This is a genomic window from Pseudovibrio sp. Ad5 (assembly GCF_001623095.1).
Lineage (GTDB): Bacteria > Pseudomonadota > Alphaproteobacteria > Rhizobiales > Stappiaceae > Pseudovibrio.
In genome coordinates this window covers 169,486-190,153 of the sequence record NZ_LMCH01000059.1, presented here as the reverse complement: position 1 = coordinate 190,153, position 20,668 = coordinate 169,486, and the positions used below count along the sequence as shown (strand labels likewise).

Annotated in this window: 19 protein-coding genes; 3 read left to right on the top strand and 16 right to left on the bottom strand. The window is 52.0% G+C overall.

The window, feature by feature from the left end:
• Positions 1 to 10 precede the first annotated feature (10 nt).
• From PsAD5_RS17210 to PsAD5_RS17180, 7 genes are all read right to left on the bottom strand, one after another.
• Complete coding sequence (locus PsAD5_RS17210) at positions 11 to 472, bottom strand: nitrate reductase cytochrome c-type subunit (RefSeq protein WP_063292969.1); 462 nt, start codon at positions 470 to 472, stop codon at positions 11 to 13.
• An 8-nt stretch (positions 473 to 480) separates the two neighbouring features.
• Positions 481 to 2,979 (bottom strand): nitrate reductase catalytic subunit NapA, encoded by a 2,499-nt coding sequence (gene napA / locus PsAD5_RS17205; protein WP_057462108.1) that lies wholly within the window; start codon positions 2,977 to 2,979, stop codon positions 481 to 483.
• Positions 2,976 to 3,314 (bottom strand): chaperone NapD, encoded by a 339-nt coding sequence (locus PsAD5_RS17200; protein ID WP_057462107.1) that lies wholly within the window; start codon positions 3,312 to 3,314, stop codon positions 2,976 to 2,978. The genes napA and PsAD5_RS17200 overlap by 4 nt, the downstream gene beginning before the upstream one ends.
• Positions 3,307 to 3,816 (bottom strand): ferredoxin-type protein NapF, encoded by a 510-nt coding sequence (locus tag PsAD5_RS17195; RefSeq protein WP_057462106.1) that lies wholly within the window; start codon positions 3,814 to 3,816, stop codon positions 3,307 to 3,309. The genes PsAD5_RS17200 and PsAD5_RS17195 overlap by 8 nt, the downstream gene beginning before the upstream one ends.
• Before the next feature lie 9 nt (positions 3,817 to 3,825).
• Positions 3,826 to 4,005: a periplasmic nitrate reductase, NapE protein gene (gene napE / locus PsAD5_RS17190; RefSeq protein ID WP_057462105.1), complete on the bottom strand. Its 180-nt coding sequence runs from the start codon at positions 4,003 to 4,005 to the stop codon at positions 3,826 to 3,828.
• Positions 4,006 to 4,377: 372 nt separating this feature from the next.
• The gene (locus tag PsAD5_RS17185; RefSeq protein WP_063292968.1) at positions 4,378 to 7,608 is read right to left on the bottom strand and encodes an efflux RND transporter permease subunit; all 3,231 of its coding nucleotides are present in this window, start codon (positions 7,606 to 7,608) and stop codon (positions 4,378 to 4,380) included.
• A gap of 3 nt (positions 7,609 to 7,611) precedes the next feature.
• Positions 7,612 to 8,742 carry an efflux RND transporter periplasmic adaptor subunit gene (locus PsAD5_RS17180; RefSeq protein WP_063292967.1) on the bottom strand — a complete coding sequence of 377 codons (1,131 nt, stop codon included), beginning with the start codon at positions 8,740 to 8,742 and terminating at the stop codon, positions 7,612 to 7,614.
• Between the two features lie 180 nt (positions 8,743 to 8,922).
• Here PsAD5_RS17180 and PsAD5_RS17175 point away from each other — a divergent pair, with 180 nt between their 5' ends.
• Positions 8,923 to 9,507: a TetR/AcrR family transcriptional regulator gene (locus PsAD5_RS17175; RefSeq protein ID WP_063292966.1), complete on the top strand. Its 585-nt coding sequence runs from the start codon at positions 8,923 to 8,925 to the stop codon at positions 9,505 to 9,507.
• Here the strand turns inward: PsAD5_RS17175 and PsAD5_RS17170 are convergent.
• The 8 genes from PsAD5_RS17170 to PsAD5_RS17135 form a co-directional block, all read right to left on the bottom strand.
• Positions 9,498 to 9,944 (bottom strand): PaaI family thioesterase, encoded by a 447-nt coding sequence (locus PsAD5_RS17170; RefSeq protein WP_063292965.1) that lies wholly within the window; start codon positions 9,942 to 9,944, stop codon positions 9,498 to 9,500. The two genes, PsAD5_RS17175 and PsAD5_RS17170, sit on opposite strands and share 10 nt — an antisense overlap.
• Before the next feature lie 76 nt (positions 9,945 to 10,020).
• Positions 10,021 to 10,518 (bottom strand): invasion associated locus B family protein, encoded by a 498-nt coding sequence (locus PsAD5_RS17165; protein ID WP_208981765.1) that lies wholly within the window; start codon positions 10,516 to 10,518, stop codon positions 10,021 to 10,023.
• Between the two features lie 18 nt (positions 10,519 to 10,536).
• Positions 10,537 to 11,742, bottom strand: coding sequence for a YadA C-terminal domain-containing protein (locus PsAD5_RS17160; protein ID WP_063292964.1), 1,206 nt, complete (start codon positions 11,740 to 11,742; stop codon positions 10,537 to 10,539).
• Between the two features lie 559 nt (positions 11,743 to 12,301).
• Entirely contained in the window at positions 12,302 to 13,195 is an 894-nt protein-coding gene (locus PsAD5_RS17155) for a sugar kinase (RefSeq protein WP_063292963.1), read from the bottom strand.
• Positions 13,196 to 13,252: 57 nt separating this feature from the next.
• Positions 13,253 to 14,323 carry a class II fructose-bisphosphate aldolase gene (gene fbaA / locus PsAD5_RS17150; RefSeq protein ID WP_063287890.1) on the bottom strand — a complete coding sequence of 357 codons (1,071 nt, stop codon included), beginning with the start codon at positions 14,321 to 14,323 and terminating at the stop codon, positions 13,253 to 13,255.
• A 586-nt stretch (positions 14,324 to 14,909) separates the two neighbouring features.
• Complete coding sequence (locus PsAD5_RS17145) at positions 14,910 to 15,677, bottom strand: hypothetical protein (RefSeq protein ID WP_063292962.1); 768 nt, start codon at positions 15,675 to 15,677, stop codon at positions 14,910 to 14,912.
• Between the two features lie 11 nt (positions 15,678 to 15,688).
• Entirely contained in the window at positions 15,689 to 16,414 is a 726-nt protein-coding gene (locus tag PsAD5_RS17140) for a HupE/UreJ family protein (RefSeq protein ID WP_063292961.1), read from the bottom strand.
• 32 nt (positions 16,415 to 16,446) lie between these two features.
• The gene (locus PsAD5_RS17135) at positions 16,447 to 16,833 is read right to left on the bottom strand and encodes a hypothetical protein (protein WP_208986530.1); all 387 of its coding nucleotides are present in this window, start codon (positions 16,831 to 16,833) and stop codon (positions 16,447 to 16,449) included.
• 177 nt (positions 16,834 to 17,010) lie between these two features.
• On the opposite strand from PsAD5_RS17135, the gene PsAD5_RS17125 reads away from it, so the two are divergent.
• Both PsAD5_RS17125 and betC read left to right on the top strand, forming a co-directional pair.
• A complete protein-coding gene (locus tag PsAD5_RS17125) occupies positions 17,011 to 17,559 on the top strand; it encodes an RNA 2'-phosphotransferase (protein ID WP_063292959.1) in 549 nt (182 codons plus the stop codon).
• 157 nt (positions 17,560 to 17,716) lie between these two features.
• Positions 17,717 to 19,225: a choline-sulfatase gene (gene betC / locus PsAD5_RS17120; RefSeq protein ID WP_063292958.1), complete on the top strand. Its 1,509-nt coding sequence runs from the start codon at positions 17,717 to 17,719 to the stop codon at positions 19,223 to 19,225.
• A 41-nt stretch (positions 19,226 to 19,266) separates the two neighbouring features.
• Here betC and PsAD5_RS17115 read toward each other — a convergent pair whose 3' ends face one another.
• Positions 19,267 to 20,463 (bottom strand): MFS transporter, encoded by a 1,197-nt coding sequence (locus PsAD5_RS17115; RefSeq protein WP_063292957.1) that lies wholly within the window; start codon positions 20,461 to 20,463, stop codon positions 19,267 to 19,269.
• Positions 20,464 to 20,668: the final 205 nt, after the last annotated feature.

Genomic DNA, 20,668 nt, shown 5'->3' with positions numbered 1-20,668 from the left:
CGGTGTGCTCCTACTTGCCGGCCTTACCTTCGAGCACGTCATCAACGTCAACGAAGGTGTTCTCAACCAGTGGCTTGGCTTCAGTCTGAGGCACATGACACTGGGTGCAGAAGAAACGGCGAGGGGAAACAGACGCCAGGAACTGATTATCACGGTTCATAAAGTGCGTGATGGAGATCATTGGTGCCTGAGACTTTTCAATTGCCGTACGGCTGTGACAAGTCATACATTTGTTCAGGCGCTTGTCGATCTGGTAGCCGTCGATCTTGTGAGGGATCAATGGTGGCTGCTCAGGGTAGTTACGCACCTGACGTTCGTCAGAGTTCACCACTTTCGGGATCCGCGGTGCGGCATCCTGAGTCAGGATGTCCGCGTTGCGCATTTCGGAGATGGTGTCAGCAGCAAATGAGCTTGCTCCACCAAAGACAGACACAGCGATAAAGCTGGCTACAAGGAGTTTCAGAAGTTTCATGGCGTACCTCACACGGCTACGATCTTGACCGCGCACTTCTTATAGTCGGTCTGTTTTGAAAGAGGATCTGTTGCATCCAGTGTCACCTTGTTGATGAGCTGGCTTGCATCAAAGAACGGTACGAACACGAGGCCTTTTGGCGGCTTGTTACGGCCACGGGTCTCGATGCGTGTTGTGATTTCACCGCGACGGGAAACAACGCGCACTTCAGAACCACGACGCAGACCCTTCGCTTTTGCATCATCAGGATGCATGTAGCACAGAGCATCTGGAACAGCTTTGTACAGCTCAGGAACGCGCTGGGTCATAGTGCCAGTGTGCCAGTGCTCAATCACACGGCCTGTACAGAGCCAGAAATCATACTCTTCATCCGGGCTTTCTGCTGGCGGCTCGTAAGGAAGCGCGAAGATGCGTGCCTTACCGTCTTTATGACCGTAAAACTCGTAGCCCTTGCCTTCGCCAACGTATGGGTCAGACCCTTCGCGGAAGCGCCACTGGGTTTCTTTGCCATTCACAACAGGCCAGCGCAGGCCGCGTTCTTCGTGGTAACGCTCGAACGGTGCCAGATCGTGCCCATGGTCACGGCCAAAGGCAGCGTATTCTTCGAACAGACCTTTTTGAATGTAGAAGCCGAAGTCGTTTGCTTCGTCGTTCTTATATTCATCGCTGGTTTCAGAAAGCGGGAACTTGTCGACGTTGCCGTTTGCAAACAGGATGTCAAACAGAGTTTTGCCGCGTACTTCTGGTTGTTTTGCAATCAGTTCTTCAGGCCATACGTCTTCAACTTTGAAGCGCTTGGAGAACTCAACGGTCTGCCAAAGGTCAGACTTTGCCTCGCCCGGAGCAGAAACCAGCTGGTGCCAGAACTGAGTACGGCGTTCAGCATTGCCGTAAGCGCCTTCTTTTTCTACCCACATTGCGGTTGGCAGAATGAGGTCAGCAGCCATTGCGGATACTGTTGGGTACGGATCGGAAACAACCACGAAGTTCTCTGGATTTCTCCAGCCTGGGTAGATCTCTTCAACAACGTTAGGACCAGCCTGCATGTTGTTGGTGACCTGGGTCCAGTAGAAGTTCAGCTTGCCGTCTTTGAGCATACGGGACTGCTGAACTGCGTGATAACCTGGCTTTGCCGGAATAGTACCGTCTGGGAGCTTCCAGATTTTCTCAGCGTACTTACGATGAGCTGGGTTTTTCACCACCATGTCTGCTGGCAGACGGTGTGAGAAGGTACCAACTTCACGTGCTGTACCACAAGCGGATGGCTGACCGGTTAGTGAGAACGGACCACAGCCTGGCTTGGAGATTTTGCCGGTGAGAAGGTGGATGTTGTAGAACATCTGGTTGACCCAAACGCCGCGGGTATGCTGGTTCGCACCCATGGTCCAAAGGGACATAACCTTTTTGTCTGGATCGGCGTAAAGCTTTGCCAGCTCCAGCAGACGGTTTGCAGGAACACCAGACATCTTCTCAGCGTATTCGAGAGTGTATGGCTTAACGAATTCTGCATACTCTTCGAAGCTGATTTCCTTAGAACCACCAGCTTTGTCAGCGTTTTTAGCTGCTTGCTGCAGTGGATGCTCAGGGCGCAGGCCGTAACCGATGTCCTGATTGCCAAGGCGGAAGTTGGTGTGCTTGCTAACGAAGTCCATGTCTACGGCTTCGTTCTCGATGATGTAGTTTGCGATAAAGTTCGCAATCACAAGATCGGTCTGTGGAGTGAAGACCATTGGGATGTCAGCAAGGTCAAAGCTGCGGTGCTGGTATGTAGAAAGAACAGCAACTTTAACATCCGGGTTAGACAGACGGCGGTCAGTCAGACGGGTCCACAGAACCGGATGCATCTCAGCCATGTTGGAACCCCAGAGCACGAATGCGTCTGCGTTCTCAAAATCGTCATAACAACCCATTGGCTCATCGATACCGAAGGTACGCATGAATGCGCCTACAGCAGAAGCCATGCAGTGACGTGCGTTCGGGTCAATGGTGTTGGAGCGGAAGCCAGCTTTCCAAAGCTTAGAAGCTGCATAGCCTTCCCAAACCGTCCACTGGCCTGAGCCGAACATGCCAACCGCGTAAGGGCCGTTCTTCTTCATGGCTTCTTTTGCTTTAACAGCCATGATGTCGAAAGCTTCGTCCCAGGATACTGGCTCGAACTCGCCTTCTTTGTCGTACTTGCCATCGGTTTTACGCAGCAGTGGCTGCTCAAGACGGTCTTTGCCGTACATGATCTTGGAAAGGAAGTAACCTTTCACACAGTTCAGGCCGCGATTAACCGGGCTCTGAGCATCACCATGTGTTGCAACAACGCGGTCATTCTTGGTCGCAACCATGATGGAACAACCGGTACCGCAGAAGCGGCAAGCAGCTTTGGACCATTTCAGGTCTGTTTTGCTTGCATCCGTTACAATGTTTGCTGCTTGCGCCGGAAGGCTTGCCCCGGCTGCGGCAGTTGCCGCTGCAACAGCCTGCGCCTTAATGACAGCGCGTCTTGTTAGTTTAATCATGAGCAAGTCCCCTCGGGTTGCATGTCACCCTGATCAGAAATCACAATTGAATTGAGGTCGGTGGTGTCGGTTTGGTGGAAGATGAGCGAAGCAGTAACCACGCCATCTAACTGCTGCATGTCACTCAATGCGTTCGCGAGGTCGCGTTCGCTCGGTGTTTCCAGCGTCACAATTATCTTTGTAGAGTCAGATACTTCTGTAATTTCAGCAGAATGTATCTGTTCAATCGCAGCGCATATCTGCTCTCGCTTGGCAGGATCGGCCTGGAGCAGCACACTTGAAATGTGCCAGACACCGGCTTCTTCTTCGCGCTCTACGGTTGTTGCATTACGCATTTGCTAAACTTTCTCGGCTCTGGTCGTTCATGACGATCGCATCTACGGGGCAGGAAATGAGACAAGCTCCGCAGCCATTGCATTGGTCTGCATCCAGTTGAATCTTTCCTGTAGGTGCGACACGCATATCGAACCGGAGGGCTCTTGGATCGCAGCTGTCGGTACAGGTCTGGCAGGAAACGCCCTTTCCAAGCAGACATGCCCCTTGCTGAATTTCTGCTGTGAGCCTCCAGGGTGCCACAGTCAGATCAAACAGACCTTCCTCTGGGCACGCTTTTGCGCACTCTTCGCAGAACGTGCATTCTCCAACGCCGGTTTTGAGGTAAGGCCGATTATCCGCGCTGAACAAAATAGCTTCCGGGCAGGCTTTGACGCATTCAAAGCAGCCGATGCATTTGTCTTCAATCCGCTGTTCCGTTGTCCAAGGCGGACGAACCGGAGACACCACCTCTGGGGTAGCGCTTAAGCGGGTAAAGAATGCTCTGCGGGATAATTTGGCCACGACTACCTCTTAGAAGGACGGTGGGCCAAACAGGATCTGCGACATCCAGATAAGGAAGCCGTATCCGCCAACAGCTGCAGTCATCAGAACTGGCGCAAGAACAACTGCCAGAAACAGGAATGCTACTCTCTCGCGGCCTTTGCTCACTGCTGGAGTGGTGGTCTGGGTATTTTGGCTTAAGCCAGCCATGTGCGTACTCCGTACTAACAGCCGCCTCTTGCAGCTATTTGATTGGAGCAGACACCGTAACGTTATACGTGCCCGCTCGTACGCGCAGGAACCTAGAGTAAATGTAAAAAGCACAAATTGAGTGCAATCAATTCCGGATTAGTAGATTTTTTCTCTTTGATATTCCGCAATATATAAGTGCATGCTGCATTTCTAATATATAATTTATATTAGAATATTCTAATATTACGAAATTCAATACTTAAGTGATTTCTTATATATATTTAATGCTGGAATTCTGCGGATTCACAGTGGGTTAACTAGCAGATTTCGTTAGGGCAGTCCTCAACAGCAAACGGCCTCCGCAAGGGGAGGCCGTGTCGTAAGGTCCGTTTAGGCCTTTTCTAGAGGAAAACCCTCAGGTTTTGTATCTTTGTCATTCTCTGGGGATTTTTCTGAAATCGCGTGTTTTTCCTCCGCTTCCAGGGCCTCTTTTCGCTCCATTTGCGCATATTCCAATGCCTTATCGCGTTTGCCGAAGAGAAAGACGCGAATATCTTCCGCAATTGCGACCAGTACTGGAATCAGGATTAAAGTAATAAGTGTCCCGAAAATCTCCCCGTATGCCAGAGAGACGGCTGCTGGTATCAGGTACATGGCCTGCTCGGAAGTTTCGCTCATGAGCGGCATCAAGCCGGCGACCGTTGTTGCTGTTGTCAGGAAGATCGCCTGGAAGCGATCCACGCCGCTACGCTCCGTTGCTTCAATATGGTCTACACCGTCCTCACGCAGGTGAAGGTAGTGCGTGACCATGACGAGAGAGTCATTGACGATCACGCCGATCAAAGCCAGCAAGCCGAAGATCGACATCATGCTGAACGGGATGCCCATGATGGCATGGCCGAGGATTGCACCGACCACTCCAAACGGAACCACGGACATGATGATCAACGGCTTGAAGTAGGACTTCAGCGGGATCGCCAATAGAACAAAGATGAGGAAACAGGTGATGAGAAGGGCGCGGTTCATATTGCCCTTAACTTCACCCATTTCCTCCAGCTCGCCACCCTGCTTGATTTTAACACCGGGATACTTCTGTTGTAGTTGGGGCACAACGGAGGTGAAGATATCCTGACCCAGCTCAGCAGGAGCAACGATCTGTTTATTGATGTCAGCTTCGATTGTGGCGACCTGATCGCCGTTTCTGCGGTGCACGTATCCGGGCACATAACGCGCTTCGATGTTGGCAACTGATTGCAGCGTGACCCAGTTGTCGTTGGCCCCGCGCAGACGGGACTGCAACAGGTCCTCAATGGCATCACGTGCATCCAGCGTGTTGCGAACAATCACGCGAACCTCTGAATCGCCACGTTGGATGCGCTGTGCTTCCCCGCCACCAAACTGGTGCGCCACCTGACTTGCCAGCCGCTCTGGTGTGAAACCGAGATGACGTGCTTCCGGTTTCAGTGTCAGGCGAAGTTCTGGCTGGCCGGCTTTGAACGTGTCGCGCAGGTTGCTGACGCCAGCTCGCTTGCCAAGCTCTGTCATGAGCTCTTCACTTGCCAGCTGCAACTGCTCAGAGTTTTCACCGAACAAACGGATCTTGAACCCACCACCGATCTCTTCAAAGCCCGAGAAGGTGAGTTTGGAAACACCTTCCAAAGTACCGGTGCGGTCCTGCCAGTCGCGCAAAATGTCACTTGTCTTTGCATCCCCGCGCTCGTCCAACGGGCGCAGCTCAGCATAAATGGTGGCATTTGTGCTGTCGGATACGATGCGGAAGATGTTTTGGAACACACCGCCCACGTCCGGCTGCTGCTCGGCATATTGCCGGTCAACAGCATTTGCGATGTTTTCAATCGTGGAGATGTTGTTCTGTGTCAGATCGAACGGTGCGCGTGGATCCATCTCCATGTTCACCACAATGTACTGACCGGGAATCTCCGGAAAGAAGACAGAATGGATTTTGCCCTTCCACATCAGGCCGAACACGAGCACTGCCACAGAAATGAAGCCAACCAGAACCGCATAACGTTGCCGGATGGCCCATCTAAGCACCGGGAAATAGATGGTGTCGCGGAACCAGAACAAGCTGCCACGAGCCACACCCTGCACCTTACCCCAGCCTCGCGAGAAGATGTTCTGCTTCTTCTCCTCCAAAGAGATGTAAGCGAGGTGAGCGGGCAGAATGAACTTGCTCTCGAAAAGGGAGAACAACAGAGCCAGAATAACAATGCCTGAGAAGCTGCCGAGGATCTTACCCAGCTCACTGTTCATCAGCAGCATCGGGAAGAATGCCGCCGTGGTTGTCAGCACGCCAAATATCGTCGCAACGGCCACTTTATGTACGCCTGCCGCCGTACCTTTGCGCGGGTCCGCATAGCGTTTGCGCTGCTCAAAGACGCTTTCACCAACCACCACGGCATCATCAACGAGAATACCAAGTGCGATGATGAGGCCGAAGGTTGTGATGTCGTTGAGTGAATAATCGACCCAACCAGTTGTCGCCACAGCAAACGCACCAGCCAGAGAGATTGGAATGCCCATCGCGACCCAGAAGGCCAGCTTGATGTTGAGGAACAGCGACAGAATCAACACCACCAGAGCCAGACCCTGAAACGCGTTGGAGCTGAGCAGGCTCAGGCGATCCTCGATGTAATCACTGGAGTTGCCCCAAATCCCCACCTGTACACCAGTCGGCAGAGTTGTGCGGAAGTCAGCTATGATGGCCTGCACATCCTCTGAGACATGAATAAGGTTGTCTTTGCGACCAATCAGCACTTCCAATCCAACGGACTCTTTGCCGTTGAAGCGTGCTTCCATATCAATGTCAGCAAAGGCGTCTTCCACCTTGGCAATATCGCCAAGAGTGGTTGTGGTGCCGTCTTCCCACTCAATGATCGGAATGCGCTCAAAATCGGCTTTATAATAGGCCTGAGTATCTGCGCGCAAAGAGATATAGCCGCCTTCGGTCTTCAGCGTTCCGCCCTGATAGTAAAGAGAAGACTCGCGGATACGGTTCATGACCTGCTCAGGGGTCAGGTTCAGACGTTCCAGCGTATATGGCTCTAAACCGATCTTGATCTGTTCGGTCTGCAAACCCCATTGTTTGAGGCGAGAAACTTCTGGGCTGGCCAGCAGCTTGTTGCGCAGTTGACGAGCGATGCGCTGTAGGGTTTTGAAATCCGCATCTCCGTAGACCTGCACAAACATGGCTGGCATATCCATGCTCTGTTTTTCAATGACAGGCCGTTCCGCTTTCTTCGGCAGATTGTAAATGCCATCAATTTTCAAGCGAATGTCATCCAGCAAGGTGGATAGTTTGGTGTCGCTTGTCTTTTGAACGGAGACAACAGACGAACCCGGTTGTGAAATTGAGCTGATGTTTTTGACGCCGCTCAGGCCTTCCAGCGCCTTTTCCACCTTGCGGGTGATTTGCTTATCAACCTGCTCCGTGTAGCCGTTGGGCAGTTCGGTCGTGATTGTCACGGTATCCGCAGGCAGCTTGGGAAAGCCCTCAATACGGATGTTCATGAGAGAGGACACCCCGACAATCAAGATGAACGCCATGATGAGGTTCGCCGCGACCGGGTTTCGAATAAACCAGTTTGTGAGCCACGCCATGTGTTAGTGCCCCGCTGGAGTTGGGGCGACGTGCTGGCCCGGTAAGAACGCGGCCATCGGCAGCTGAACAACGCGCTTCTCATCCATCTCTTGCAGCTCATTCGGCATCTTCACGATGATGTCTGTGTCATTGCGGAACACGACAGAAGCTTCAAAGCGCTGCAGCTCGTCCTTGTTGTTTAAGAACCAGATGAACCCTTCCTGAGTGAGCACAGTCGCAGGCAATTTCAGGCTGTCGTTGACTGTTTTACTCTGCAGTTCAACTTTCACGAACTCGCCCGGCAAAACAGTGGTTTCTGGTGATTTCACGATCTCGAGGAAGAGCTGATAACGTCGCGATTTAGGGTCAAGGAAGCCACCACCGCGCTGGATTCTGGCAAGCCCGACCAGTTCCTTGTCAGCATTATAGATCTTCGCCGGAAATTCCTGCCACGCCTTTTCCAGCAGGTTCCATTGGGCTTGGTCCAGAGAGACGGTGATGTCCAACTGCTCAGCGTCCAACAGGGTGAACAAGGTATCGCCTACAGAGATGCTTTGGCCGATGCTCACATGGCGTTTTGTCACAAACCCGCTGAAGGGGGCCTTGATGGTGGTCGTGTTCACATCATACTGCGCGACTTTTACCTTCTGGACAGCAGCTTCCAATGCTTTTTCTGCAACGCGCAGTTCCGGAATATGGACGGCCATTTCCGGTGGGGCTTCCTTCGGGTTCACTGCGCGCCAGTTTTTCAGCGCAAGCACATGCTTGTTCTGCTTTTTCTTCAGATTGAATTCTGCAGTCGACTGCTGGTATTTGGCATCTTCCAGCTGGGCTTCGTAAGTGTGCTTTTCCAGCTGCGCCATCACCTCATTCTTGGAGACTTTCTTACCTTCAAGGGCCTGAGGAGCCACGGACAACAGCTTGCCAGAGACCTGCGCCTTTAGATCCGCAGTCCAACGCGGGCGCACTTCGGCAAAAACAGAAATATGTCCGGTGTTATCGGCTGCCTGCGCAGTCACATAGCTGACCACAGGCAGAACAACGTCCTTTTCTCCGATGTCGACATCACTTGTGTCTTCAAGCGAAAGAACATAGGTACCGACAGTTCCCAGTAGCACCAATGCCGCTGACAACCACACAATCCGTTTGGACATTCAGTGCTCCTGAGCAATATGTTTAATTGAGGCAGGTTTCAGAGTTTGGTTTAGGCCTACGGAATGCCCGATTATCGCTGAGTGAACGCCTCTAGATCATCTCTGATCTTGATTTATGAGAAGGTTGTGTATCATAATAATTATATGTGAGACAAGTGCGTCTCATAAAATGAGGATGAAATGTTATTGCGTGATAAAAGGGCTGTTAAGTCCCGCAGGGCCCTGATTGAAGCTGGCTTGGCAGAATTACCAGTAAATCCAATGGCTTCACTAACGGAGATCGCTGAGATTGCCGGGATTGGTCGCGCCACGCTGTATCGACATTTTGCGTCTCGGGAAGCGTTGATTGAGGAGGTCCTGAAGGTCAGCTTTGAGGATATTATTCACGCGCTGACGCCTATGGAGAAAGAAGGTCTTCGCGGGAAGCAAGCGATGATGCGGGCTGTTGAGCTGATGCTTCCGCTTGCAGACCGGCTACGTTTCCTCTCCTCTTTTTGGCTGGATGGGGAACGCGTTCTGAGCAAAGATCCACGCTATGCCCTTATGGAGCAAGAGACAATCACCTCGGTTGAGCAAGCGAAAGAAGATGGCGACATTCGCAAGGAGCTGCCGACGCGGTGGGTGATGAATACCTATGACGTGCTGTTGTTTTCTGCCTGGGATATGATCGTGAAAGAAAAGGCGGATATCGGAGAAGTCACGGCATTGCTCATGACGACCTTCTTTGATGGCGTCGGACCAAAGCCCCGCGAGACTCAAGACTGATCAAGCCGCATCTCGCGCTGTGGTGCGCGTTTGAAAGGGCCGGTGGCCGTTGCAATCAGCTGATCATTCTCGTCAAACAACTCCGCCTCGGCAAAGAGTGTTGATTTGCCGCCACCAACGACTTTGCCCTTCGCAACCAACCGCTTGCAGATGGCAGGTGCGATGAAGTTGACTGTCAGTGACAGCGTCACAAACGGTTGCTTCCCGGTGGGATCCACCGTTGCGTTGCAAAATCCACCGCAGGCATTGTCCAGCAACATGGTCACAATCGCCCCATGTACCACTCCACTGCGATTGGCAAACCGGGCATCAATATCCAACGCACAGATTGCCGTGCCTTCCTTTGGGAAAAGCTCCAGCTCATATCCGATAAACCGCTGAAACTCGGTTTCATCGCGAATGGATATGGAATTGTCGGTGTTGGATGAGTATGTCACGGCTGCCTAGGTCCTCCCACAGGTGCAAGGCATATCAATAACTTACTCCTCCTAAGAAATCTATTTGGCCTTCTGGCTACGGTGTCAGCATTTCCATGCGCTTGTGGAATGCGTTCCAGTTACGGGTGAAGCCGATCAGGGAGTAATTGAGAGCCAGCTGCTTCCGATCTCCTGCCTTGCGGACGAGGATCGACATTTTGTCTCCCCGCTTCAGAAAATCCACCACCGTTTGATTTGCTGTAAAGGCAGCTTCGCACCCATCAGGATTGCAGGTGATCAGCTTGGCCTGAATGATCGCCGCTTCATCAATGCCGATGTTGATGCCGCTTGGGATGTGAATACCGAGGGGCAGCTTAAGGATGCCCGCGTATGTGGTGGCATTGAGTTTGCGAAACGCGATGTTGTTAAACAAGGTGCCGTTTTGCAGCCGTATCTCGGCGTACATCTGACATTGTTGCTTGCTGCATTGAACGGACCACTCCTCTTTTGCCTGAGCAGAAGTGGGTGCGAGAACACCCCCGCCATGGAAAACCATGGCGAAGGCTACGAAGAAAAATGAAAGAAGTCGGCTCATGTGCCTCTCCTTGAAAACTTAGAATGAGAAACCGAGACCTGCGCCGGCGGCGACGTTGTCGTCAAAGTCGGTCGCGACGGAGGCGGTGATCGCCATGTTGTCCATTGGCATGAAGGCGGCTTTCATAGAACCAGCAGACTTGCCTTTGAAGTGCCCGAAACCACCAGAGAGGGAGAGGCCGTTGTAACCGCCCTGAATGATCGGCGCATTGGCAATCGCGATTGCCATGGCAACACCGGACTGCAGCTCATCAACGTCCTCTTCCAATGAAACGATGCGGGAGCTGTTGTCAGAAATAGCTGCGCTGTTGGCAGTAATACGCTCAGCATTGCTGTTGACTGCTGCCACAACACTGTTACGGGCTGTGCCGGTAAAGGTGGAGTTCAGATCAGCCAGAGAGCCGACCTTCTCGTTGAGCTTGGTCACAGCCGAGACAACGGTGGTATCCGCCGGGGTTGGTGCCTGAAGGTCGCTTGGCAATGTGCTGATGTCGCCAATTTTAGCATCTACCGCGTTGAAGGATGCCAGAATGCCATTCGCCAGACCTTCGCCGCTTTCCAGTGCCTGAGCTGTTGCACGGCCAGATGCATTGGCGCCATTGGCCGTGGTGAAGGTGCTGTAGTTCTCGTGTGGTAATTGCTCCGCCGCGTAGTTGTCTACTGCAGTATCAAGCGTACCCAGATCTGCCGCCATGTTCGCAGGCAGCGCGCCGCTTGTGAAGTCACCCGCCACTGGATCTGTCGGAGCATCCATGGTGATCTCTTCGCCAGCAGCTGCTTTTGCCTCAACGTGGTCCAGGTAAGCTTTCCACTCGGTTTTGGCTGTTGCGCCATCTTTGAGCGCAGCTTCAATATCGCGGACTTCTTCCAAAGGCGTGCCTGTGTTGTTCTTCAGCGGATCTTTAACGCCATCAGATATTGCCGCTGGTGCTGTTGTCTGCACTGTTCCAAACAGGGTCTCAAAGTCGGAAATAGTTTGGCTGTTACTGGCAATATCTGCGGCGTTGCCTTTGATTTCATTTGCGAAAATGCGATCAACGTCTGCGCTGTCGGCAATACCGGTTTGCGATGTCTCAACAAGGGCTGTGTCAGCGTTGTCTGACGAGCCTGTGTAATGAGTCACCACATTGCTGCCATCTGTGGTGATAGTAATTGTGCCTGCGTGTGCCATGCCTGCACTCGCCAGCAAGGCGACCAGAGCACATGAATATTTGAGATGAGTCATAGTATAAACCCTGTTTTAAACAATAGAAACTGAGCTAAATACTGCTGCCGGAAACTGTGTAATTGGCATGCAGAAATTGTTCTGTCGCGTCAGGCGAGCAGTTGTTTGTATGCAATTTGTGTTTGTGTGAAAGAAGCCTGCGATCAATGGGCTTCATCATGTGCTTACTTATATTCTCTGGAATTCGTGAAGAATATTAGTGAAACTGAGCCCGTAATATTCAACGTTATTAAAAGTCGGGAATGAGAAGCCAGAGATATCTTGGTTTTCACTGGTGTGATCCTGCAAAAAATATCTGCAGACTGGGGTTTTCCACCTTTTCTAATCCGCCTGAATCAAGGGGGTATAGTTGACAATAACTAAGGGAAGCTGGTCCGGATCTTTGGCGCTACATATGAAAAAGACAAAATAAAAACCCCGCCTCATAAAGAGACGGGGCTTTTTGAGTGTGCGAGCGCCACATGAACATGTGCCCGTGTGGGGCCTATTATTGTTATTGTTCGTTCTTATTGTTTTTATTTGGCTCTAAATGGCTTCACCCATGGCAAAGCCGCTTAGATTAGTCGCTCGCAGGAAAGTTTTTCTGCACGTTGTCCAGATCGAGGACGGTTGGCAGAGAGGCCTCGTTGCCGAGGAACTGAATGGCGTGTGCGGAAGCCGCACGAGCCAGTTTGAAATGGTCTTCCCAGGTTCCCTGAGGGTCTGCCAGGTAGCCGTAAACATAGGCGCCGTGGAAGGTATCACCCGCACCGTTGGTGTCGATGACGCGTTCTTTTGGCACTTTCAGAGCTGGTAAACGCTTGATCGGGCACTTGTCTTCGTACCACAGCAGGCCTTTTTCGCCCTGAGTGACACCACCGACCTTCACGCCTTTGGCACGCAGGTATTCCAGTGTGTCTTCCGGGGATTTTTCCAGCTGCTCACAGAACAGCTCAGAAACGATCGCGACATCAATGTAGTCGAGTAGCTCCTCGGTGTTCTCACGAACGGCACCGCCATCCAGAGACGTCAGGATGCCATGCTTGCGGCACAGCTTTGCGTAATGCAGAGCAGCGTGTGGGATGTGACCGTCTACATGCAGCGCCTGACAACCAGCGAGGTTGAGTTCAGGAACCGGATGCAGGAAGTCGTTGTCACGGCAACGCACGATGGCACGCTTGCCATCCTTTGGCATGATGAAGGAGAGAGAGCTTTCCTTCACTTTAGCACCGTGGATCGGAATGGAATACTTGGCCGCCATGTCGCGGAACATGCGAGACAACCAGTCATCTGCCATGGAGCACAGCAGGTCAGGTGAGATGCCCAGCTTTGCGCAGACGAAAGCCGCGGTGACAGCGTTGCCACCAAAGCTGACGGCGTAATCCTGAGCAATTGCCTTCTCATCACCTTCCGGCATGGTCTCTGACAAAAAGGTCACGTCAATATAGGACTGGCCAATAAATAGCGCTTTCATCCTGTACTCCATTAAAGTCCAGGCCACACCCCCAACGTGTGGCCTGTGAGGTCATTCTTACTGCGCCAGGGATTTACCAGTGCTGCGAAGGTCTTCAAAGGCTTCTGTCAAACGAGTGACGATTCCTTTTTCACCTTCACGCAGCAACTTGCGCGGATCGTAGACCTTCTTATAAGGGACACCGGTCTCTGGGTCGATCTGGTGTTTGAACGCATTTGGCGTTTCGAACACATAAGCGCCCGCCTGTTCGGAGAATGCGAACTGGGTGTCGGTGTCGATGTTCATTTTGAACACGCCGTAGCCCAGGCTTTCTGCGATTTTTGCTTTTTCAGAGCCGGAACCACCGTGGAACACGAGTGGCAGTGGGTTTTCACCCAGACCGTGGGTTTCGCGAACCAGTTTCTGGCTTTCACGAAGAATCTCAGGGCGCAGCTTCACGTTGCCTGGCTTGTACACGCCGTGCACGTTGCCGAAGGATGCTGCCACAGAGAAGTGGCCCAGTGGGTCGAGGCGGTTGTACGCTTCCAGTACGTCTTCTGGCTGGGTGTACAGTTTCGGATTGTCAGATCCGATGTCGTCGTCGGAACCAACGCCGTCTTCTTCACCACCGGTGCAGCCGAGTTCAATCTCAAGGCTCATCTGCAGTGGAGCCATGCGCTTCAGCAAGCGCTCACTTTCAGACAGGTTGTCTTCCAGAGTTTCCTCAGAAAGGTCCAGCATGTGAGACGTGAAGAGTGGACGACCATTTGCACGGAAGTAGTCTTCACCGTGCGAGATAAGAGCTTCCAGCCAAGGCACCAGCTTACGGTTTGCGTGGTCTGTGTGGAGCACAACGCATACACCATAGTGTTTTGCCAGCAGGTGCACGTGTTGGGCTGCGGAAACTGCGCCAAGAACACGGGCCTGGAAGCTATCCGGCATGGCTGCTCCAGCATAGAACTGTGCGCCGCCGTTTGAGAGCTGTACGATTACGTCGGATTTGTTGGCTGCTGCAGCTTCGAGCACTGCGTTGATTGAGTTGGAGCCAACTACGTTTACTGCTGGAAGAGCGTACTGCCCTTCGCGTGCTGCCTGAATGAGGGTTTTGTATTCTTCGCCAAAAATGACGCCTGGACGCAGCTTCGTCACCTTAAAGGTCTCCCGATCGCATGTTGAGTGAGTAAAAAGCGAAGCCCGGGAGGAGGGAATGCTGTCTATAACAGCAGGGAACGGACTTCGCTTTTACTCATGTGGTTCGGTTGTTACGCACCAGCTAAAAGGGGGTATAGCTGGCAGTAAGGCCCCGAATTAGGCTTGCCGAGGGTGGCGGCAAACCTTGCAGGTGAAAAACTTTTCACCGGGTGCAAAAAGATTTGAAGGGAAAGTGCATCGAAACGCGTTGGAATGAAATAAGTAGGAATACGTAGTTGATGCAATCGCACGAAAGCGTGGTTTGACCACGTTATAACGATTTAAAATTCCCTCAAATGACAAATCACAAACTAACTGAGGGGAACGTGCGGGTTAGTTGCAATATTATTTGTACCAAAGCGCTTTGGCGAGACATATATCAGTATTACCTCGAGTAATAGGTATTGAACCCCATGACAGATTGTCGCCGAATATTGTGCGCTTAAGGGGAAAACCCGGGTGATTTTTCGGTTTTGCAGGCATTTTGCCGGGACACTACAGAAAAACCACCCGAATTGACGATTAGGTCAACTTGATGAGTCGCTTACTTTACTCGTTTAAACGACTCGTATTCTCCGCGTGTTTGCAGTGATAAAGTAACAGGGCTGTTAGTTCTGTTACGCCAGAACCAACCATGGTTGCCATCAAATGCTGCCGTGATCTGTCCTTCATCCTGCGGCACGCCGCGTCCTTTCACATAGGAGATGGAGCGACCACCCCCGTCACCGTGTGTGTCGAAGTTCAATGTGCCTCCGTTTGCTGTCCAGCGAAACGCTGCACTCTTGTCGGCCTTCATCACCAGCTTCACCTCAACACCCTGACCGGGATCAAGTTGAATGGTGGTCTGATCGCTTTTGATGGCAGGTGTCGGGGCAACAGGTTGAGCCGCGGGTACTGCAGCAACAGTTTTCGCTGGTGCAACAGTCTTTGTGTCAACTCGGCGGGAGGTGGCAGTCACACGCTCGCGCAACTGCTGTTTCAGCATCACCTCAGCCAGCTTGCGTTCAATCTCGTCAACGCGGTTGGTCAGTTCCGGTGAAGTGGTTGCCGCTGGCTGAGTGAAGGCTGTCGGTGCAGAAGCCGCAGTAGCCGCTGCATCGGCTGCACTTTCCTCTGCCAGCTGGGATTTGATCTCACCCATCTCTGTCAGGCCCAGAACGCGGCCCATGCCGGTGGCATCTACCCCGTATTCAGAGGGCAGGATAACTATGATGAGAAGAGCCAGAGCAGACAACGCTGCGATAATGGTGGAGCGTTTCAGCTGCGCGGAAGATGGCAGCTCAGTGCGCTTTGGTGGAGTTGTATTATGCATGGTGCCTCACATTAAAAAGATAGAATGAGGCCCGTGAGCTGGTATCCTACCAACGCAAAGCCTGCTGTCATCATGGTGGTGTTCAGGGAATAGGCGTAACGCCAGAAGGTCTGCGTGCGCCGCCAATAGCCCATGACAATGAGAATGCCGCTCAAGGCCAGTAACTGACCCAGCTCGACGCCCACATTGAAGGCGATGAGGTTTGGCACCAGACCATCCGGTGAGATCTCGTATTCGAGGATCTTGGTGGACAGGCCAAAGCCATGAAAGAACCCGAAGACCAGTGTGGTGAGGCGGGTGTTGGGCTGATACTTAAACCAGACCCGGAAGGCGCCCATATTATCAAGCGCTTTATAGACCACTGAGAAGCCAATGATGGCGTCAATGATGTAGGCGTTGATGCCAATGTTGAAGTAGACTCCAAGCAGCATCGTGGTGGAGTGGCCGATCGCGAACAGGCTCACATAAACGCCGATGTCTTTGGTCTTGTAGAGGAAGAACACGATCCCAAGCAGGAACAGGATGTGGTCGTACCCCGTGACCATGTGCTTGGCCCCCAGATACATGAAGGGGATGATGTTGATCCCGGAGATCTCTTGAATATAGCCCTTGTCACCGGTCGCGATGCCATGGGCTGCCGCAGGCAACGTGAGTGCCAGCAGCAGGATGCAGGAAAGCAGCAGCAAACGCACGGGCGTCCACCGCTCAGCGCCTGCGCGCTGAAGAGGAAATGTCATGGAAAATCCATCTGTAGTTTATAGGATTGGTGCTACAGAAGGAATGGTCGGGGAGGGCGCTCCAGCCTTGAAGCGAGGTCATATCGCAAGCTTTTGACGGGCTGCGCTACATGCTTGCCAACCTCAGCAGAAATCACAGGACGCGTGAAATGTGCTTCAGCCGGTGCTTCATGAGAATGATCAGCAGAATTATGTCCGTGCAGATGTCCGGAGATTTGCAGGTCATCTTCAAACACGTCGTGGCTGTGGCCTGCTTCCTGATCATGCGTGTCCGCAACCACATGCTGCTGATAGGTGGTTTGCGCCAGAGCACCCAGATCATGCGAAGGCGTTGGCCGGCCCATGACAGAAAACACGAGCATCAAAGTGATGCACGTGAGCAGGGCAGATCTCAGCAATGTCACAACACGAAACGGCATGCAGTTGTCGGTCAACTCTCAAACATGGAATGCGCTGAATAGTCAGAGGACTATGGCAATACCATGGACCTTGGCAGAGAAAAAGACAGGAAAGTTGAGTGCCTTGGAAAACCCATGCTACCACGATAGCTTATCAATGATTCTCGTATTTATTGCCAAGAAAAAGTTAGAAGCTTCATGCCCAAAATAAACAATACCGATGCCGTTGCGGCCAGCAAGTACCTAAGTTTCATCCTTCGACATAAGCCAGAGGAAATCGGTTTGCAGCTTGACCCGGAAGGTTGGGCAAACATCAACGAGTTGATCGAACGTGCAAAACCTCAGGTCGAGCTGACATTTGAAATGATTGAGCAAGTGGTGATTGAAAGCGACAAGCAACGTTTTAAGCTGTCAGATGATAAAATTCACATCCGCGCAAATCAGGGACATTCCGTCAAAGTGGATCTGAAACTTATCCCCGTGACGCCGCCAGGCGTCCTTTATCATGGTACAGCTGAGCAAAACTGGGACTCAATTATGAAGCAAGGCCTGAAGGCCCAATCGCGTCATCACGTTCACCTTTCCCAAGACAGAGCGACAGCGATCAAAGTTGGTCAACGCCATGGCAAGCCCATTGTGCTTCTGGTCGATTCAGAACGAATGCATCATAGCGGTGTGCAGTTCTATCAATCCGACAACGGGGTATGGCTGACAGATGTTGTCATACCCGAGTTTATCTCGAGATAACCTTCGCTTAGGGTCTCTATTCATCGCCTGACTGACGTTGTATGCATAGGGGGTATTACTGACTCGCGTTTCAGTTCTTGCGCTTGGCGATGATGCCAGAGCGTAGGTGATTGAGCGTGGAGGTCACTCCTTCTCACCAGATTTCAGCCGGTACCCAATGAGCAAACCAAACATTCTGATATTTATGGTCGATCAGTTGAACGGAACTCTGTTTCCTGATGGTCCGGCTGATTGGCTGCATGCGCCGAACCTTAAGAAGCTGGCGGAGCGTTCGACCCGTTTTAAGAATGCCTATACGGCGTCTCCGCTGTGTGCGCCGGGACGGGCCTCATTTATGTCAGGTCAGTTGCCAAGTGCGACTGGTGTTTATGATAATGCGGCAGAGTTTGCATCCTCCTTGCCGACGTATGCGCATCACCTGCGCCGGGCAGGGTATCAGACCTGTTTATCGGGTAAGATGCATTTTGTTGGCCCCGATCAGCTTCATGGATTTGAAGAGCGGTTGACCACAGATGTTTATCCGCCTGACTTTGGTTGGACGCCTGACTACCGCAAGCCAGGTGAGCGGATTGACTGGTGGTATCACAACATGGGGTCTGTAACCGGATCTGGCACCGCCGAGATCACCAATCAGCTGGAATATGATGATGAGGTCGCGTACCACGCCACGCGTAAGGTTTATGATCTGGCGCGGGGCAATGATGAGCGGCCATGGTGCCTGACGGTATCATTCACTCATCCGCATGACCCTTATGTGGCACGGAAGAAATATTGGGATCTCTATGAGGATTGTGAGCATCTTCTGCCAGAGGTTCCCGCAATGCCTTACGAGGAGCACGATGCGCATTCAAAACGCATTTTTGATGCCAATGACTGGCGTTCCTTTGATATCAAAGAGGAAGACATCCGCCGGTCCCGCCGCGCTTATTTTGCGAATATCTCATATATCGACGATAAAATCGGTGAGGTGATGACTGCGTTGGAGAGCACGAGGCAAGAAGCGATCATCCTGTTTGTCTCAGACCATGGCGATATGCTCGGTGAGCGCGGTTTGTGGTTCAAAATGTCGTTCTTTGAAGGCTCCGCACGCGTGCCCTTGATGGTTTCTGCTCCACAGATGGAGCCCGGTTTGGTGACGACACCCGTAAGCAACATTGATGTGTGCCCGACGCTATGTGACTTGGCGGGCATCAGCATGGCAGAGGTGATGCCGTGGACCACCGGAGAAACGCTGGTTGGACTGGGGCAGGGTGAGACGCGCACCTCACCTGTTGCGATGGAATATGCGGCGGAAGCTTCTTATGCACCTATGGTGTCACTGCGCGAGGGCCGTTGGAAGTTCAACAAATGCCTGTTGGATGAAGATCAGTTGTTTGATCTGGAAGCAGACCCACATGAGCTTCATAATCTGGCTCAAGACCCTGAACATCAAAGTGTCGCAGACGAGTTTCGCACAAAAGCTGCTGCGCGTTGGGATCTGGACCGTTTTGATGCAGATGTTCGTGCCAGTCAGGCGCGTCGATGGGTCGTTTATGAAGCGCTTCGTCAGGGCGGACATTACCCTTGGGATTACCAGCCCCTGCAAAAAGCCTCCGAACGCTACATGCGCAACCACATGGATCTGAATATTTTAGAAGAAAGCCAGCGCTTCCCTAGAGGCGATTAGTTTTAGTTGGAGGGGTTGATTGAGGTCCCACAGAAACGACCTCAATTGACTTCAATAGGTTCGCTGAGCTCCAGCTTTTGCGTAGAAGCAAGTACAGCATGTATTTGCAGCAAGAGAAGCCCGAAGCAACTGATGGCGAAGACGAACCAATAGTAGTTTGAGGCAGGAAACCCCACGATGAGCATGGAGAGCAGGAAACCGAAGAGGGTTCGCTGGACGTAGGTCAGGGAGCTGATGACAGAGAGGTAGCTGCCAAAAATATCCTTTTCAACCTTGCTCATAACATATGTGTTGAAAGCGACGCGATTGGCTGACCCCATAGCACCAAGTATTCCCATGCCAATTACAATGGTTGGAAGAGTTGGGAACAGGCTGATTGTGAGCAGCGCAAGACTGAAGACCGTTAGGCAAATGCGCATTATCCTTATGGCGGACCCTGTTGAAACGAACCGGCTGATGAGAAAGCCGGAGAGGGCTGCTCCTAAGCCATAGGAAATAGAGAGTTTTGCAAGGGCGGATACATCCAGTTTGAGTACACCGCTCAAATAGATGGGATGCACTAGGTTGAGCATCATAACAGCCACGAATGTAATGTTGGCGCAAACTCCCAGCAGTACCAAATCCTTCCGTTTGAAGATACTGCGGAAGACGGTGCGGGAAACGCGTGCACGGGCCGGTCTTGCTTGCTGTGTGTAAGGAATGAAGCAAAACAGTAGGGCGGAAAGCAGCATCAGGCCGCTGTTCAACTGCAACAGGAACTGGAAGTCGTTGCTGTTCACAGCGTAGATCATCAACAGACCCACCACAAAGGTGGAGGCCTGCATTTCCACCTGCATCCAGCCATTGACTTTTCCGCGCTCACCTTCCGCAAACACTTCCTGAATGAACGCTGTCAGGGCGTTGTAGAAGAACAGAAAGAAGACCTGTGAGGCGAAGTAGAACGTGCTTAAACTGGCGATTTTAAGAAATGAGTTGCCATAGGCGACGGATGCAATCTGTAAGACACCTGCCATTATCGCGATGCAAATCATCAGGGTTGAGCGACGTGAGAACCTGTCCACCACTCTGCCGGAGACTGGTGCGAGAAAGATCAGCAAAGCAGTGGCATAGGTTGCTGTAAAGGCAAGGACTTTCTCACCGCCAAGAGACCTTGACAGTTCCCAGGGGACGATGGTCAGCGCGATCCCCATGGCAATGGATGCAATAAAATTTGCGAACACCAAAACAGACAGTTTCATCCCGTTTCCCCCTTGCAGTTCAATGGAGCATATTTAGAAAGAAAAAACTATCTTTATTTAATTGGGCAGGTATCACGCCGCTATTATCACTCGAATAACTGTTCTATATTTCTCAAGAGTTGGTGAGTTCGCAGACTGTTCAGCCTCAAGAAACCTATGGAGCATATAGGGCTTTGTCCGTATGCTGGATGTGTTGGATTGAGGA

What these genes read in the sequence shown, in the direction of transcription:
- PsAD5_RS17175 (WP_063292966.1), top strand. Translation starts at nt 8,923, where the DNA reads ATGTTATTGCGTGATAAAAGGGCTGTTAAGTCCCGCAGGGCCCTGATT.
- PsAD5_RS17125 (WP_063292959.1), top strand. Translation starts at nt 17,011, where the DNA reads ATGCCCAAAATAAACAATACCGATGCCGTTGCGGCCAGCAAGTACCTA.
- napE (WP_057462105.1), bottom strand. Translation starts at nt 4,005, where the DNA reads ATGGCTGGCTTAAGCCAAAATACCCAGACCACCACTCCAGCAGTGAGC.
- PsAD5_RS17180 (WP_063292967.1), bottom strand. Translation starts at nt 8,742, where the DNA reads ATGTCCAAACGGATTGTGTGGTTGTCAGCGGCATTGGTGCTACTGGGA.
- PsAD5_RS17200 (WP_057462107.1), bottom strand. Translation starts at nt 3,314, where the DNA reads ATGCGTAATGCAACAACCGTAGAGCGCGAAGAAGAAGCCGGTGTCTGG.
- PsAD5_RS17135 (WP_208986530.1), bottom strand. Translation starts at nt 16,833, where the DNA reads ATGCCGTTTCGTGTTGTGACATTGCTGAGATCTGCCCTGCTCACGTGC.
- PsAD5_RS17115 (WP_063292957.1), bottom strand. Translation starts at nt 20,463, where the DNA reads ATGAAACTGTCTGTTTTGGTGTTCGCAAATTTTATTGCATCCATTGCC.
- PsAD5_RS17185 (WP_063292968.1), bottom strand. Translation starts at nt 7,608, where the DNA reads ATGGCGTGGCTCACAAACTGGTTTATTCGAAACCCGGTCGCGGCGAAC.
- PsAD5_RS17155 (WP_063292963.1), bottom strand. Translation starts at nt 13,195, where the DNA reads ATGAAAGCGCTATTTATTGGCCAGTCCTATATTGACGTGACCTTTTTG.
- PsAD5_RS17210 (WP_063292969.1), bottom strand. Translation starts at nt 472, where the DNA reads ATGAAACTTCTGAAACTCCTTGTAGCCAGCTTTATCGCTGTGTCTGTC.
- betC (WP_063292958.1), top strand. Translation starts at nt 17,717, where the DNA reads ATGAGCAAACCAAACATTCTGATATTTATGGTCGATCAGTTGAACGGA.
- PsAD5_RS17165 (WP_208981765.1), bottom strand. Translation starts at nt 10,518, where the DNA reads ATGAGCCGACTTCTTTCATTTTTCTTCGTAGCCTTCGCCATGGTTTTC.
- PsAD5_RS17145 (WP_063292962.1), bottom strand. Translation starts at nt 15,677, where the DNA reads ATGCATAATACAACTCCACCAAAGCGCACTGAGCTGCCATCTTCCGCG.
- PsAD5_RS17140 (WP_063292961.1), bottom strand. Translation starts at nt 16,414, where the DNA reads ATGACATTTCCTCTTCAGCGCGCAGGCGCTGAGCGGTGGACGCCCGTG.
- napA (WP_057462108.1), bottom strand. Translation starts at nt 2,979, where the DNA reads ATGATTAAACTAACAAGACGCGCTGTCATTAAGGCGCAGGCTGTTGCA.
- PsAD5_RS17160 (WP_063292964.1), bottom strand. Translation starts at nt 11,742, where the DNA reads ATGACTCATCTCAAATATTCATGTGCTCTGGTCGCCTTGCTGGCGAGT.